A 15741-nucleotide genomic window follows, 5' to 3' on the forward strand; every position below is an offset into this window, starting at 1 on the left:
AACTCTTCAGTTGGCCCTAGCCCGCGTGCATCCTTCAACACAGCACCGTTAAGGCTGACGCAGCGCCGCACCTGCAGGGGAGGGAGGGGGCCCGCAGCCGTCGCGCTGTGGCGCCCCGTGCGTGCATGAGTGAAACTTTAAGGTTTCAGGTTGCCCGAGGGGCTCAGCGCCGTAGTCCCGGTCGCGTGGACCGGCTCGTCCTGTTCGAGGCGCCTGTCGACCCGGTCGAGCTGTTTGCCAGGGAAGGGGTGGAACCACCTGATCCGGGTCGGTACCCGGGGCAGGCGGTGATTGACGCCGCCAACGGCTGGCGCGCAGACGGCTCGTATTACGCCGATCCCGAGCAGCTTGGTACGCCGCACGAACCGTGGTCCGAGAAGCTGCGCCCGTTCACCGTAGTGATCGATGTACTGCGGCGTCTGGACGTGTGGCTGGTGACGCGGGCACACGCCCCGGAGGTAGATCGGCTCGTTGACGTGATCGCTCGCCTGGCACAGAACATTGTGGACGGTGACGCTCCGGGCGGGTGCGACGGCGACAGCGGCGATGACGCCGAGCGGACCGTCGCGGCACTGGTCACCAACGAACGATGGCACAGCGCGTGGAACTGTCTGCGTCGTAGCTTCTGTGCGGTGCTCGCCTCGAACCTGGATGACGGTGAAGTGTCATCGCAGAGCGCCGGCAAACTGCAGCGGCTCCTGTTGATCGCCAGCCTGGTCGAGGCTCTCACTGACCGCACCTTGCGGCCGCAGTCCGCTGAGGCTGTCCGGAACCTCCTACAGCACCGCTTTGTGGTCGTCCCGAATCCTCCCTTTCCCATCATCGACGTGGAGTCGTCATCGGCTCGGCGTCGCGCTCAGCTGGCCCAGCGGGCAGGCTTCGGCGACCTGTGGGTCGTACAGGACGAATGGTCCTGCTACCAGCCAGGAGAAATCGCGCACATCGAGAACGTGCTGGAGGGCGAGCGCCGCAAACGTACACACAAACGCATCGATGAGACCGAGACGACAGAGACCACGGAGACCGAGACCCGCAAGTCCACCGAGCTTGACACGCAGACGACCGACCGGTTCCAGCTCACCGAGGAAGCGGCCCGGAACAGTTCACTGGCTGTCCACGTCGACGCGCAGGTCGACACCAGTGGCCAGTATGGGGCGACGCAGCTGCAGACACACGTCGCGGGCAGTCTGGACTGGTCGGTGCAAGAAGCTAACCGCCACGCGACCGAGACCGCCCACGAAAGCATCGAGCGGGCTGTACGGCGCACGGAGGAAAGGGTGCGCACCGAACGCATTCAGCGCACGTTGACCCGTATCGAGGAAACCAATCTCCACGAGATCAACAACAGCAAGGATCCTCAAGGTCACGTCGTGGGGGTGTACCGATGGGTCGACAAGATTCAGCGGATGCAGCTCTTCAGGTACCCGAACCGCTATCTGCTCGAGTTCCAGGTGCCCGAACCAGCCGCCCTCATCCGGTGGTTCGCCGAGCATGAAAAGCAGCCACAACCCACCACTCCGCCGCCGCCACCGTTCACTACCGATCGTCAGCCCCTAAAAGCCGACGAAAGCAACCTCTTCACGGTGTCTTCGTTCGGCGTCGACGACTACGGCCGCCACGCGGCCCGCTGGCAGGCCGATGTCGATCCTCCTCCCGAGGCCGCAGTGTGGGTGTCCGGGTCCCTGCCCATCGCTCTCACCGAGCCGGAGAGCGCTGCCGTTTCGGTGCTGACGCTGGGCACGCCTCCCTCAAGCAGTAACACGATCACGCTCGTTGTGCCCGACGGGTACGTCGCTACCGCGGTCCGTGTGGCTGCCGCGGGACCCCCGATCCACGCCGACTGGCAGGACCACCCCGAAGGCTGGAACATCGTGCAGAACGATGGCTGGACCTATCGGGACGGTTATCACAGTATCCGTGCGGAAGCCACGGTCGGCGGCACAACCGTCTCCCTCGACAACGGGTTCGCCAACAACGCCACCGTCATGCCGGTCCAGGATGCCCCCCTCCCTCAATACTTCGACGCCTGGCTCTCCACTACGTCCGGCGAGGTCGAGCTGCCCAGCCGTCCGGAACGTGAAGTGGCGGTCGGAATCACCTTCGGAGGCGCGTACAAGGGCTCGGTCTCCGTGGCACTCAAGTGCACACTCACCCGGGCCGCTACGGAGCGGTGGCGCATGGACACGTACACGACGCTCCTAAACGCCCACCGCGACTGGCAGGCCCGCTACGAGAACGATGTCCGGGCGATCCAGGCCCGATCGGGCATCGTGATCCCCGGCGCCTCACCTGCACGCAACCGTGACGTGATTCGTGAAGAACTCAAGCGCCAGGTCATCGAGATGCTGTACGGGGCCAACTTCACCGGCAAGGCCGCGGTCACCCGGCCAGTGGCCGGGACGGTCCCGGTCACCGATCTGGATGCGGCGCTCGCGGCGGCGCCCGAGATCCAGTTCCTTGAACAGATCTTCGAGTGGGACAAGATGACGTACGTCCTCTACCCCTACTACTGGGCTGAGAGCAGCCAGTGGGCCGACCTGCAGCCGCTGCAAGGGGCTGACCCGGAATTCACCCGCTTTCTGCGCGCTGGCTCAGCCCGCGTGGTGGTCGCGGCCCGGCCCGGCTACGACAACGCGGTCAACCACTGGCTGTGGTTCGGGCGCCCATGGGGAGGCGGCTGCGCACCCGCCCCTGACCAGGACGCGTATGTGTCCATCGCCGATGAGATCAGGGCCCTCAACCAGGCTCCCGATGAGGGCGAACCGCACGAGTCCTGGGAAGTGCGGCTGCCTACCACGTTGATCTGGCTCGACTCGGATCCGACGCTGCCGAAGGTCAATCCGCATCCGCGCCTGGACCGGCCGGCAGATTCACGGGCACGCTTGTGCGATGCGGGCGGCGCGCCCACAGTGGCCGACGACACGGTCGGTCATGAGTGACTCCCCGCCACCGGGCGATCAGCTGCCCCCGAAGAAGCTCCCCCTGCTGCCGCACGAGCGCGACCACCTCGTGGCCGATGTCCGGCTCGCTTTCCAAGCTGATCGCGCCATGTGGGAAACGATCCGCTCCGGAGTCCAACTGGGGGCGGAAGAGGTGCAGGACCAGCGGCTGAGAGCCCTCGAAACACCACCCGAGGCCAACCCCTTGGTCGACACCTTCTTGCTCATCGTGATGTGGTCGCTTGAGGGGCCACTGGTGGCCATCCTCCTGGGTGTCGCTCGCAAGATGCTGGCCAACGCACTGGAACGCAAGCTCCGCCTGCAGGCCCGTGCCTACGGCCGCCTTGTCGCCGGCGACAAGGACGCCAACCTTCCAGGGCTTCTCGAGGCGCGCCGCATCGTCGAATCCCGCTCCAGGAAGGCGCAGAAGAGGATCGAAGCCGCAAGCCGCGGCGGCCACGGGCGTCAGCAACGTGCCCAGCGCGCCATCGAACACTGCCAGGCCGGGCAGAAGGAACTCGAGAAGATCACGGACGCTAAGGCGAGCCTGCGCCGAACCGCCCTGGCTCTGCGTGGCATACGGCTGCCAGATCTGCCGGAGTACGTGTCGGCCTACATCAACGTCCGCCACCAGCAGCCGGACAGGTCCTCGGGGCCGCCCGAGTCGGGGATCCCCTATGGAGTCACGTTCCGCGCCCAGGTGGAGAAGCACGCACGCGCGCTGATCGAGGAGTCGCATTTCCAGGAACAGCTCTACGAGGCCCTGATCGCCCGGGACAAACAGCTGACCGCCGAGCGGGCTGCCGACATCCTGGAGGACATCGGCCCACCCATCCCAATCGACTACGGCGCCATGCTTGACGTCTACCAGATCCTGTCCGCCGCCAGAATCTGGGCAGAACTCCTATCGACCCGCGGGCTTTTGCAGCAGCGGCAGGAGGAACTGAAGCAAGTGCGCGAAGTGTACGGAGACTACTACGAGGGGCCGCCGCTCCCGTACGGGCTGCTCTTCCCTGTGCCGGATAAGCACCGGCAGTACCTGGCGGCCCGCTTCGGCCCACTGGCCGAAGCCTGGGCACGCCGCTTTCCGAAGCAGGTCCGACTGCCCGGCGCCTACCCGGGTACTTTCGGACCGCCGTCACCGCGGGAAGTGGAGACCTTCATCGCGGCAGGAAGGGGTAGTGCCCCGAAGACCTTCCTGGACCGCATCGTCGAAACGCTCGGTACATCGGCGGACAGCGCCGCCCTGGCAGTCCGGGCGGACCTCGTCATGCAGTGGTTCAGCACACTCACAGAGCAGTCCCCGGAAGAACTGCTGCGCTCCCCAACCCCCTAACATCCCAGGAGCCGATCTGCACAGCGGCCGCGCCGACACGAGCAGCTGCGCGACCACTCGACGGTCAGAGATATCCGGCTGCCTTGGAGCGCTCACGTCGGACAGTGGCGCCGACGGAGTCCGGATTGGCGTCGGTGCGAACCTGGAGGATGTTCGCGACAGCCACGGGGTTGCTGACACCGGAGTGCAGTTGTTCGCGAGCGAGGTGGGCGATGCTCGGGGGTGTTTCGGAGTGTTCGCGGGTGTTCGCGCTGTTCAGGGGTGCGTTGGTTGGCCGCTTGGGTTCCTCGTTCCCATCCTGTTCGCTAACGATGTTCGGCTGTTCGGCAGCCGTGTTCGCCGGAGACGCAAACACCCTGTGTGGCGAGTTGGAGAATCGGGTGCGGATCTGCTCGGCGGCGACGAGTTCCGCGGCAGCCCGGTCCTCCGCACGCGCAACCTGGCGGCGGACATCCGCGACGGCGAGAGCGGCGTTCGCACGGGACATCTCCTGCTGTACCCACGCGGCATCGGCCTCCGACAGATCCCGGTCGATGAAGCGCATGACCCCGAACCACAGAGTCTTCGCGAACAGGCTCACCGCGGCTCCGACGACACCCAGGGCCGGGCTGCCCAGGGACAGACCGTGCCAAAGGATGGCGCCCATCGTCGCAGCGAGCAGCGCCCAGCCGAGGCGCTTGGAGAAGCCACGCTTGGCCGGATCGAAGCGACTCAGCCACTCCAGAAGGATGTTGACCATCCAGGCCAGGTCGAAGACCACTGCGGCGGCGAACCCGATCCCACGCCCTAGTAGGACGCCGATGCTGTAGGTGGACCAGATGACTGAGATCAGGGTGAGGGCGAGGACCAGACTTGCGGCGGCCCGCAGGGCAACCCGGTCCCAGTCGCGGGGCAGGACAGGGAGGGCGACGGCGTAGTGCTCGGGGACATCGTGGGTGACGCCGTCGATGGTGTGCGGTACCTGGCGGGTGCGGTTCTCGGTGCGGAGCTTCACGGTGATTCCTTCGTGTGGAGTCCGGCTCCAAGCGCGGTTCGGTGGTCAGATCACCAGGTGCGCCGCGCTGCTCCGCAGTACACATGCCGTACACATGGCTGCGAGATGGGCCGGGATAGCGAGAGACAACGAGGGATGTGTTTCCGCTGGTCAACCGGCCTGTTAGCTCATTTGTGCTGGTGGATCTACCACCTTGAAAGACCTCGTAATGCGTAGGTCTCGGGTTCGAATCCCGAAGGCGGCTCCGGTAAAGGCCAGGTCACATAGCCCGTGACCTGGCCTTTTGTGTTGCTGGGAGCGTGACGTGTCACATGGTCAGGGTGCCGCGGGATGGCTTGCGTGAGAGATGCGTGAGCGGAGCGGTTCGGTGGCTTGCTTCGATCGGGTCTGCGTGAGCGGGCCGCGGTGCCGTGTGACCGGGGCGGCTTTGAGTCGCAGATTGTCAATGCTCCTGGAAGTACCGGACTCTGTCGAAGTTCAGAGCCGCGAGGTCGTCCCGGTGGATGACGAAACGCGCGAAGAACGACTCGTGCTCCGGGATCTCAAAGGTGGCCAGGGTCACCCAGTCCTGTTTGAGGACGAGTTGCCATCCGCGTTTCGATACAAGATCTTCTGCTTCTGCGACTGTGTCGAAGAATTCCTGGACTGATGCACAGTTATTTTCTGCGGCTAGTTCTTCTTCGGCGATTGTGTACTCCGGGAATTCTTGGGGCGGGTCGTTGCGCACACCCATGGCAATGCCCCGTTCCAGCGTCCGGTCGTCCGGCCAGATCTCGTGTGCCAGGGCGAGCAGGTCGTCCGGCCGTGGCACGTGGTCGCGGAGTTCCGCGACCGCGGGCCGCAGGTAGGGGACCTCGGTGTCTGTCCAGGTAAGCCACGAGGGCCAGTGGCACATCAGGGAGGCGTACAGGTCCTGCTCAGGCTGGATCGCCACCTCCTCTGTGTCAGGCGGTGACACCTCGGTGGTCTCTACTCCCGCCGGTACGTAGATCACGCTGCCCGTCGGATCCTGAAAGTCTTCCTCGGCGAAGAAGAGCAGTGTGCCGTCGGCGGGGAAGGTCACGTCGGTTCCCGGCGGCAGGCCGGCGCAGTCGACCGAACCGACGTATGGGATTGGCCAGCCTTCAAAGCCTTCCTCGAGTTTGACCGTCGGCCAGGGGACCTCGGCAGGGAGTCTCGGCAGGCCGCCTATGCGGCCTGCCAGATTTCCCGGCCAGGGAATCGCGGATGGTTGGGGGTGATTCGCCGGTGGATTTAAGAGGCCGGGTGACAGATTGGCGTAGAGGCGCACGGCTGCCAGCCAGTGCTCGACTTCATCGGCCGGAAAACGGCGTTCTGCCGCAAGTATGCGAAAGCGTTCTCGCTGGTCCATGGCCACATGATCTCAGCACCGCGTCTTCCACTGCCCGGACGGGCAGCGCCCCGCCAGACGTCAGCCAGTGGCTCGGACGGGCCCGGAAGCGCTCGATCTCTGCGTGTGTGTAACTCCGTCGCCCCCCTCGGCGACGCGGAAGATCACGCCCGGAATGTGGGAGAGGCGGGGCAACGTAGGGAGGCTGCCCGCCTGCTGGCCGAGGTCGTCCCTGACTACGTACGGGTCCTGGGGTCCGACCGTCCCGAGACGCCGATGGCCCGCAACGACCATGTCTACTACCTCGGAGAGGCGGGGGAACGCGCGGAGGCGGCACGTCTGCTGGCGGAGATGGTCCTTGACTACGTACGGGTCCTGGGGCCCGACCGTCCCGAGACGTTGCGCGCCCGCCGCGACCACGCCCCGAATGTCGGCGAGGGGCATCGGGGGGCCTCCCCTGACCGCGCTCACCAGGCGGTGCACAAGGGTCCTGCCAGCTCATGCACCATGGCGAGCCGATCCCGATCGAGGTCCCGACCCCGGATTGAGGTCCCGATCCCGGATTGAGCAGGCTCAGTCTCGTACGCTCTGCGCCGCGCGGCGCATGTTGCCAGAACGGCAATATGGCGTGCCGCATCGCTGGGAGCCGGGCAAGACTCAGAGCGTTCTCCGACAGCCGGACGCGTCCGGGGCACCCCGGGTAGCCGAACGCGTCCCGGGCCGTCAGACGCGTACCCCGTAGCCGGACGACGCTTTCCCAGACAAAGGAGCCCCTCATGAGCAGCACCAACGCGGTCACGTTCTGGGACGGCGTCTACGCGGCCCGGTCGACGGCCGCCGATCCGCGGCCGAACGTACGGCTCACCGAGACCGTCACGGGTTTGCCGCCCGGCGATGTGCTGGACCTCGGATGCGGGGAGGGCGGCGACGCGCTGTGGCTTGCCGGCCGGGGGTGGCACGTCACCGCCGTTGACGTCTCGGCCCTGGCCATCGAGCGGCTCACCGGCCTTGCCGACTCCCGTGGCCTGGGCGACCGGATCGTCGCCGAGCGGCATGACTTGCGTGAGTCCTTTCCGGACGGTGCATTCGACCTCGTCTGCGCCCACTACCTGCACACCCCCTTCGACCTGGACAGGGCGAGCGTCCTGCGCGCGGCCGCGCACGCGCTGCGTCCGGGCGGACGGCTGCTGGTCGTCGACCATGGATCGACCGCTCCGTGGTCGTGGAACCAGGATCCCGACATCCGGTACCCGACCCCGCAGGAGGTCGCCGCGGACATCGGTCTGGACCCGGCGACGTGGACGGTCGAGCGGGCCGACGCGCCCCGCCGGATCGCGACCGGACCAGGAGGGCGTACCGCCGAGGTCACCGACCACGTCTTGATCATCCGCCGCACCGCCTGAAGCGGCGCGGCTTCCGCGAGGAGTCACCATGTCCACCACCCCTCGCCGCACACGCCGCGGCGACACCCCGCCGCCCCGGACCGGAAGCAGCGAGACCGAGGTGCTGCGCGGCTTCCTCGACTACCTTCGCCGCTCGATCGCCGCGAAGGTCGAGGGCGCCCCCGAACCGGAAGCCCGCACTGCCGCAGTGCCGTCCGGTACGAACCTGCTCGGCCTGCTGAACCACCTCACCTTCGTCGAGCGGGCGACGTTCCTCGGGGACCGGGTCACCGACTGGCCGGCGACCTTCCACGCCGCACCCGCGGACAGCGTCGCCGACGTCGTCGCCCGCTACCGGGAGGTGGTCGCGCAGGCGAACGACGTACTCGACGGCTGCACCGACCTCGCCGCACCGGTACCCCGCCCCCGGCCGAACAGCCCCGCTCCCAGCGTCCGTTGGGCGCTCACCCACATGATCGAGGAGACCGGCCGTCACGCCGGCCACGCGGACATCCTCCGCGAACTGATCGACGGTGCGACCGGACGCTGACGCGGGCTTGTAGTGGGTGTCAACCCGGGGTGGGTGAGGGGACTTTCGCAACACTCCCTACGCCAGAGGCTCGCCCGCACCTGATCGCGAGTTGATCGCGAGTGACGTACGGCCGTCATGCGCGTGTACGGCCGTACGGCGCGTCCGGCGGCCGGCAGCAGCCCGACGGCCTTCAGGCGCTTGTGCGAGCAGCGTGCGGCCCAGGACGGGCAACGCCGAGGAGACCAGCGCCTTGGGTCCGCCCGCCTGTTCAAGGGCCGACTTCCGCTCCCGCCGACCGGTCGCGGCGTTCGCCTGAGGCAGAAGCGTCAAAAAGGGCCAGGGTGGAGAACCGGCCTGGCGTTCACGTCCCACAACCTCTCGAGGAACAGCAGGCCCAACGTGCCCAGCCCCGCGGCGCGGGCGGCAGGGGAGGAACCCTCCACCCGGAACGTGGTGAGTTCCCTCAGCAAATCCGGCACGGTCAGCCGGAGCACTCCCGCCGCCGCCGTAGGCCGCGCCCTGGACCACGGTCATCTCGCTGAAGGGCCGTACGTCGAAAAGGCCCAGGTCCTTTCCCACAGCCAGCTGTTCAACGGGTTGTCCCAGTCTCGTGGGAAACCCCCGAGCGGATGGCGCCGCCCGCGCTCCAGAACTCCGACCCGCAGGCCCGCCTAAGTCAGTCGGCAGGCGGATACCGCGACGCCGAAACCGGTGCCGACCACGAGCGCGTCATGACTCTGGCGCATTCGTCCCAGCCTCCCTTCGTCATGGCTCCGCCGTGTCTTCTGTGTGCGGGACGAGTTCCGCCACGTCCTTGGATCAGGTGTTAGCAGCAAGTGCTATCGGGCGCTTTTTGGCGCACGGCATCGAGCTTCAGTGCAGGGACGGCGGCGTGCAACATGAGGACGTAGGCGACTGTATGAGGCCAAATGGGTGATTGCCTGCGCATCCGGGATTCGGAACCGTGCCCGCACGGAATGCATGGGAATTCTCCGAATTCCCCCTGCCCCGGAGGTGGGCTCCTTGACGCAGAACCCCCAGACAGCGACAGCGACCGACATGCATTCCCCTGATGGGCATGACGTGCGGACGATGCGATCTGTGCTGGAAACCGGCGGGCTGTGGACCGTCGACACCCAGGCTCCGTCGTACCGGCAGCTCCGGCCGTTCAATCAGCCGGACGGGGCGCTGTCCGCTCAGCTCGCGGAGGCCGGCGAAGACGCGAGCGCCGCGTACTGGGAGACTGACGGATTCCCGGTCCACAAAGGCCTGTCTACGCATCTGGCGAATCTGACGGGCATCGAGCAGCATCCCGATCCGGTAGCGGCCCATGTCATGGCCGTCTGTTCCGGATACGCCTATTCAGGGGCGGAAACCGTCTCGATGATCATGGCGAGGATGGGGCTCGACAAGAACCACTGCCGCCTGATCTCGGCAACCGTCGACGCCATGTTCATCTGTTCCAGGGCGTTTGTGATCCAGAGCGGCGACGGGAAGGTGGTCATCCTCTGCTACAGAGGCACCGAACCGACAAATCTGGCCAATGGACTGACCGACGTCGATGTCGAACCGGAGCGGATCAACTACCAGTTCGAGGATCCCTGCGCCAGCGTGCACGCCGGCTTCTACCGGAATGTCCGGGCCACGCGCCACGAGGTCATGGAGGCGTTGCGGCGCGCGGTGGCGGGGCGATCGGTGCGTAAACCGGTGGAGGGCGAATCCGACGAGATGCCGGGGAAACTCGAGGCGCTGTACATCACCGGGCACAGTCTCGGAGGCGCCATGGCCTCGATGATGGCCGTGATGCTGCGGCACGAGAAGAAGTACGCGGCTGTCGCCGAACTCCTCAAGGGGGTCTACACGTTCGGTCAGCCGATGATCGGCGACCCGACTTTCGCCCGAGCCTGCGAGAACGACGCGGAATTCAGCAGAAAGATCATCCGGTACGTGCACGGCGACGACGTCATCCCGCATTTCCCGCCGGTGACGGCAGGGCCGTACGAACACTTCGGGCGCGAGTACCGGTACCGGATCTCGCACCTTCAGCAGAGCGTGGCCGGCTGGTTGAGATACCTGGGGTCCTCGTACCAGCCGCAGACCGGGGCGTGGCGCGAGACGAACACCTACACGTCACAGATGTCGAGCTTCCTCGGCTTCGCGCTGGGCGCGACGACGCTGGCCGCACGGAAATCTCAGATCCTGCGGGCGCTTCCCGTCGTGTACTCGCTGGAGGACCATCTTCCCGCGCATTACATCGGGGCGCTGACCCCGGGGCGCGTATCGGATGAATTCGGCGATTGAGAGCTCGATCGTTCGACTGATTTCGATCAGGCATCACTCTCCATGAGTCCCCGTCAGTTTGCTGACGGGGACTCCGCGTTGTCGCGAAAACGTGGCGTGGCGTGGCAAGGAGCGCTGCGGAACGTGGGGGGCATGCTGATGCGGTTCGATGCCGGGGCCGAGGACGAGTTCGAGCCCAACCTGGGTTCCCGGCCCGCCTTCCCGTGCAGCGCCCTTGACGCGCTCCGTACTGGCGGGATGTCAGACCTTGATGACCTCGATGGCCGGTCCGCAGAGCAGGGTGATGTCCTCGGGGTCGGAGGTGAGGACGGTGACCGGTCCTGGTGCGGAGCGGGCGATCGCGGCGAGGACTGCGTCGATGGCGTACTTGTGGCCGCTGAGACCGTGGCCGCGCAACAGTGCCGCGGCTTGGTCGGTGACGTCCTTGGTGACGTCATGGACGTCGATTCGGGAGAGCACCCACCGGATGCGGGCGGGGTGGATGCGTTCGCAGTCCGCCTCGAGGGTGGTCATGGCGGTGGTGGCCACCCGGATGCCCTCTTCCGAGGATGCCTGGACGAGGGCCAGGACAGTGCGGTCCTTGAGGTAGAGCTTGGACAGGCCCTCGCTGTCCAGCAGGAGCGTGCCGGGCATCAGGCGGCGGCACCGCCCGAGTCACGCTGATCGTGGCGCAGCAGGGTGCGGGCCGCCTCGATCTCTGCCCGCGACAACGGATCATTGTCGGTCTCGAAGTCCGCGACGATCTCACGAAGCTTGTCCATGGCCACACGCTGCTCCAGCGCCTCGGCTACGTAGGCGGAGAAGCCGCCGGGGCCGACATGGGTCCGTACGGTTTCCGCGAGGTCTTCGGGAAGGCTGATGGAGTACTTCTTGCTACCGCTCATGGTTCAGATCCTACCAAGGGTAGGAAGGCAGCGTCCTGGTCCCGTCAAGCCAGCCGGATCACCGGCTGCCGGTTCAGGACCACCGCGTGGCGTCGCAAGTCGTACGCCGTCACCGTCAGCCTCTTGTGCGTGTCGATGCGGAACTCGAGGCGGAAGCGGTCTTCGCCCGCGGTGGCCGGAGGGTCGGCCTCCAGGAACGTGGGGCTGTCCTCGTTGAGCCAGAGCATGGAGCGCTGCTGGCGTTGCTGCGGGGTGACCGCCACGGTGCGGGCGCCGCCGCCCGCGTCGAAGGTGATCTCCAGGTCGGCGCCGGCGTCGCGGTAGGTGGCGTGGGCGAGTTCGTAGACGGCGAGGCCCAGTCGGCGCTGGCCCTCGTGCACCGCCTTGACCGTGAGGGTCTTCACCGGGTCCTCGGTGGGATAGGCGGTGCCCGCCTCCACCAGGGCCTCGAACTCGTAGGCACCGGTGTCCCGGTTGACGTGCCGGATGGCGTAGTCGTGCTGGATGTGGTCGTACAGTTCGCTGCCGCCCGCGATACCGGCCGCGCCCGCCGCCACCGCCTCCAACGGCCGGTCGAGGCGTACGACTTCGGGGTCGAAGTGCAGCTGCACCACGTCCTGCACGGCGGGGATGAGGCAGCTGCCGCCCACCAGGAACACCTGCCGGATGTCGTCGACGCCGAAACCGCGCGCCGAGGCCGCGTCCAGGCAGGAGCGCAGCGCCTGGTTCACCCGGCGCAGTACGCCCTTGTCCCGCAGCAGCGCCTCGAACTCGCCCCGGGTGACGGCGACTTGGTGCTCGATGTCGGTGCGGGCGTCGCGGGCCGTGATGGTGGCCCGGTCGGCGCCGGCCAGGGTGCGCTTGGCCTGCTCGGCGGAGCCCAGGAGGCGGCGGAACACCTTGTTGCGGCCGATCTGGTCCCCCGGCGGCAGGGACAGCTGGGCCAGGGCGTGTTCGGCGAGAAGCGCGTCGATATGGTTGCCGCCCAGGTCCAGGCCCTTCTTGGCGAGGGTGCGTACGCCGGCGCCGGACCCCGCGGCGTCGGGTTCCTGTACCCGTACGACCGAGATGTCGAGGGTGCCCGCGCCGAAGTCGAACACGGCGAAGGCGTCGCCGGGGTTGAGCCGGGCGCTGTAGCCCACGGCGGCGGCTGTCGCCTCGTCGACCACCCGCAGCCGGGCGGTCGGCAGCCCTTCGCGTACCTCCCGCACCAGCCAGTCGCGGTAGCCGTCGAAGGACTCGACGGGCGCGGTGGCCACGATCTCCAGGTCGTCGTCCTCCACGGTGAGCAGGGCCAGCGCCATGATGTCGCTGAGGAACTGGGTGGCCGCCTCCCGCCCGGTGACCTTGCGATCACCGACCGGACGGGCCGCGTCATAGACATGCCCCGCGACATTGATCTTCGTGGAGGCGAAGACGGTGACCCCCGCCGTCTCGTACAGCTCCGGAGTGACCTGCGCGCCCAGCCGGCGCGTACCGCCGTCGTCGAAGTAGGCGATCAGCGACGGCACCACCCGCTGGGTGGGCCCCGGCCCCGCCTCACGCAGCACATCGACGCCGGGCAACGGGATCGGCACACCGCGGCCCGCCTCGTGGTCCCAGCCCGCCACGACGGTGTTGGCGGTGCCGAAGTCGATGCCGATACGGGTGGTCATGCGTCCGCGTCTCCCTTACGTTTCTGCCGCCGGCTTACGTTCCTGGCACTCGCCCAGCGAGATCTCGTCGTCCCCCGGAGCTGTCACCCCCGCCGCCTCGCCGATCCCGACGTCGTGCCGGAAACGGTGCTCCAGGCAGGTCCGTAGGAGCGTCAGCGTCGTGCGGGAGCCGTCGTCGAGCAGCGGCTGCTTCTGCAGCTCGACCACTTGGGCCAGTTCTTGATGAGCCATCAGGCCCATGGGCCGGGCGATGAACGGGCGCAGGGTGAGGGTGGTCAGGACGTAAAGATCGATCGTGCCGTCCGCACTTCCCACGGCCAGCACATCGCCGCCCGGCGACAGTCGCGTGATGAGGGTCGTGCTTACGTCGTCATCGAGGGCTATTCGCTCGGATATGAGCTCGTCGGGCACGGGAGCGTCGCGGGTCGGCGGCACATCAAGGAGTTCCAGGTGCAGCTCGTGGGTGAAGTTGACCGCGACGAACCGGTTCAGCGCGGGCGACCAGGCGAGGGCCGTCAGAACCACCGAAGGTGACCAGACGGGGATGGTCATCGAAGGTTCGGCGGAGGTGAGCGGCTCGTGCCACACTTTCAGTTCGCCCATATCGGTGCAGCTGACGAGGGTGGAAGGCGACAGGGCGACGGGTGGTTTGGGGATGTTCTCCAGCGTTTCCGAGCTGTCGTCGAGCTTGTTCACCACGAAGCCGCCGAGGTCGGCGACCACGGCAGCTTCAAAGACGTCGATGATGGCGATGAGCCGACCCTCGGGATCCACCGCGGCGATCAGCGGTTCGAAGTCTTCGCCCAGACCGTCCAGTACTCCGTTGGCGGTGAGGTCACCATGGGGCCCGCCGATGAACAACATCGGATGCTCGGAAAAAAGCGTCTCGCTGACCATTGCGGACACAGCGAAGGCACGGTCTCCGGCAATGCGCTTCAAGCCCATGATTTCGTCGACTCCCGGGTCAAGTGCCCGTACGCCGCTGCCGTCCACGTGGTGGATCTTCGGCCTGCGGTATTTTTCCCCCTCCGCGCGGTAATCCACGTAGTACGGATCGGGCTCCGCGACGACCATGGTCCCGGAGCCCAGATGCGCGACTCGGTTCAGCGGATCTGTGAAGTCGCAATGCAGCCGCGACAGCGTTCCGCTGCCAAGGTCCACGATTCCCGCCCGGGCGGGGAGCGGTTCGCCGGCAGGGCCCTCGCCCACGAAGGCGAGTTGGGTACCGTCCGGCGAGAAATCGAGTTCAGTGATACCAACGAGCCGCTCGTCGAGGTCGGCGAGCCTGATCCGGGTGTGCGGGGCGGGCGAAGGTTCGGCCGCTCCGGACAGGATGCTCATGGAGCCGTCAACAGCCTGTGGATCCGCGGCGCGCAGTGCCTCGAAGACGCGGCGGTCGTCCTCGCCGGAGGGCCGCCAGTCGGCGAACCCGCGGACAGCCATCACGGCCTCGGTCAGCGGCATCAGCAGGACGAGCGGCCACAGGCGTTCCCAGTCGCGCAGGTCCAGCAACTGGCGTACCAGGTAGGCGCGTTCCTGCTTGCTGAGCGAAGCAAAGTCGCCCTGCGAGGAACGCTGTCCTGCCAGCACCCGCAGCACGTCGATGTCCCCGAGCCCGGTCATCGCGGTACGCAGCGCCGAGCGGACGTCCGGCGGCGCACCCCGGTACCCGAGCGACAGCAGCGCGCCCTCAGGATCCAGCGCCCGGTACTGCTCGTGCTGACCGGTCCGTACGAAGAAGACGGCGCGCTGCACCTCATCGGCGGGCGCCAGGTGATGCTCGGCGCAGAAGGCCGCCACCTCCGACGAGTTGAGCGCCGCCGTGCAGTACAGGTCGACAGCCTCGGGGGCACCCGGTGCGAGCAGTCGGGCCCGGGCCCGTTCACAGATGGGGTGATCGAAGCGGGTGGCGGTATCGGCGAGCAACTGCGGCTCGACAGCCACGTCTTCGTCGCCCAGTGCGAGACGGCTGAGGACGCGCACCTTCTCGCCCTCGGCGGCCGTCGCGGCACGGTTCCAACGTCTCAGCAGTGACCACAACCTGGCCTCATGGGCATCGAGCCAGTCGCGCCACGCGGCGTCCACGAGCACGTCGGGAACCTGCGTCGCATCGGCCGGCAGCTCTGCCACCAGCGGGGAGGCCCACTGCCGCCGGGTCGGTTCGGCCACCGGCGGCTCCGTCCACGTACGCCACACCCTCTCGGGGCCGAGGGAATCGAGGGCGAGGGCGTCCCCGACAGCACGTACGGCCGTCGGGTCACCGGCGTCGGCCGCGCGCAGCACGGTCACCAGCGACCGGAGGCGCCAGCGGGACGCCCGCCCGAGCGGCAGTCGCAACACCAGCACAGCGATCCGCAGCCGCATCGG

General features: G+C 67.3%; 13 protein-coding genes. 6 read left to right on the forward strand and 7 right to left on the reverse strand.

Translation table 11 applies throughout. The features are described 5' to 3' along the window. Positions 1–185: 185 nt before the first annotated feature. Together ACQEVY_RS26405 and ACQEVY_RS26410 are read left to right on the forward strand one after the other, a co-directional pair. A complete protein-coding gene (locus tag ACQEVY_RS26405) occupies positions 186–2939 on the forward strand; it encodes a hypothetical protein (protein WP_432951920.1) in 2754 nt (917 codons plus the stop codon). A 70-nt stretch (positions 2940–3009) separates the two neighbouring features. Continuing rightward, entirely contained in the window at positions 3010–4275 is a 1266-nt protein-coding gene (locus ACQEVY_RS26410) for a hypothetical protein (protein WP_432951921.1), read from the forward strand. Between the two features lie 64 nt (positions 4276–4339). On the opposite strand, the gene ACQEVY_RS26415 is transcribed toward ACQEVY_RS26410, so the two are convergent. Then, the gene (locus tag ACQEVY_RS26415; protein ID WP_432951922.1) at positions 4340–5269 is read right to left on the reverse strand and encodes a hypothetical protein; all 930 of its coding nucleotides are present in this window, start codon (positions 5267–5269) and stop codon (positions 4340–4342) included. A 442-nt stretch (positions 5270–5711) separates the two neighbouring features. Beyond that, on the reverse strand, positions 5712–6641 hold the full coding sequence (locus ACQEVY_RS26420) for a DUF1963 domain-containing protein (protein WP_432951923.1): 930 nt from the start codon (positions 6639–6641) through the stop codon (positions 5712–5714). Between the two features lie 6 nt (positions 6642–6647). Here ACQEVY_RS26420 and ACQEVY_RS26425 point away from each other — a divergent pair, with 6 nt between their 5' ends. From ACQEVY_RS26425 to ACQEVY_RS26435, 3 genes are all read left to right on the forward strand, one after another. Next, positions 6648–7187, forward strand: coding sequence for a tetratricopeptide repeat protein (locus ACQEVY_RS26425; RefSeq protein WP_432951924.1), 540 nt, complete (start codon positions 6648–6650; stop codon positions 7185–7187). 209 nt (positions 7188–7396) lie between these two features. Further along, positions 7397–8023 (forward strand): SAM-dependent methyltransferase, encoded by a 627-nt coding sequence (locus ACQEVY_RS26430; RefSeq protein WP_432951925.1) that lies wholly within the window; start codon positions 7397–7399, stop codon positions 8021–8023. A gap of 28 nt (positions 8024–8051) precedes the next feature. Further along, positions 8052–8552 carry a DinB family protein gene (locus ACQEVY_RS26435; RefSeq protein ID WP_432951926.1) on the forward strand — a complete coding sequence of 167 codons (501 nt, stop codon included), beginning with the start codon at positions 8052–8054 and terminating at the stop codon, positions 8550–8552. A gap of 57 nt (positions 8553–8609) precedes the next feature. On the opposite strand, the gene ACQEVY_RS26440 is transcribed toward ACQEVY_RS26435, so the two are convergent. Next, positions 8610–8864 (reverse strand): hypothetical protein, encoded by a 255-nt coding sequence (locus ACQEVY_RS26440; RefSeq protein WP_432951927.1) that lies wholly within the window; start codon positions 8862–8864, stop codon positions 8610–8612. Positions 8865–9626: 762 nt separating this feature from the next. On the opposite strand from ACQEVY_RS26440, the gene ACQEVY_RS26445 reads away from it, so the two are divergent. Next, positions 9627–10835, forward strand: a complete 1209-nt coding sequence (locus ACQEVY_RS26445; protein WP_432951928.1) for a lipase family protein — start codon at positions 9627–9629, stop codon at positions 10833–10835. Between the two features lie 240 nt (positions 10836–11075). On the opposite strand, the gene ACQEVY_RS26450 is transcribed toward ACQEVY_RS26445, so the two are convergent. Genes ACQEVY_RS26450 through ACQEVY_RS26465 form a run of 4 tightly spaced genes read right to left on the reverse strand, consistent with a single transcriptional unit; the run spans position 11076 to position 15738 of the window. Next, entirely contained in the window at positions 11076–11468 is a 393-nt protein-coding gene (locus ACQEVY_RS26450; RefSeq protein WP_432951929.1) for a DNA-binding protein, read from the reverse strand. Continuing rightward, on the reverse strand, positions 11468–11719 hold the full coding sequence (locus tag ACQEVY_RS26455) for a hypothetical protein (protein ID WP_432951930.1): 252 nt from the start codon (positions 11717–11719) through the stop codon (positions 11468–11470). The genes ACQEVY_RS26450 and ACQEVY_RS26455 overlap by 1 nt, the downstream gene beginning before the upstream one ends. A gap of 44 nt (positions 11720–11763) precedes the next feature. After that, positions 11764–13374, reverse strand: a complete 1611-nt coding sequence (locus ACQEVY_RS26460) for an Hsp70 family protein (RefSeq protein ID WP_432951931.1) — start codon at positions 13372–13374, stop codon at positions 11764–11766. A 15-nt stretch (positions 13375–13389) separates the two neighbouring features. Continuing rightward, positions 13390–15738, reverse strand: a complete 2349-nt coding sequence (locus ACQEVY_RS26465; protein WP_432951932.1) for a hypothetical protein — start codon at positions 15736–15738, stop codon at positions 13390–13392. Positions 15739–15741 lie beyond the last annotated feature (3 nt).

The organism is Streptomyces sp. CA-288835 (assembly GCF_050936385.1).
Taxonomy (GTDB): domain Bacteria; phylum Actinomycetota; class Actinomycetes; order Streptomycetales; family Streptomycetaceae; genus Streptomyces.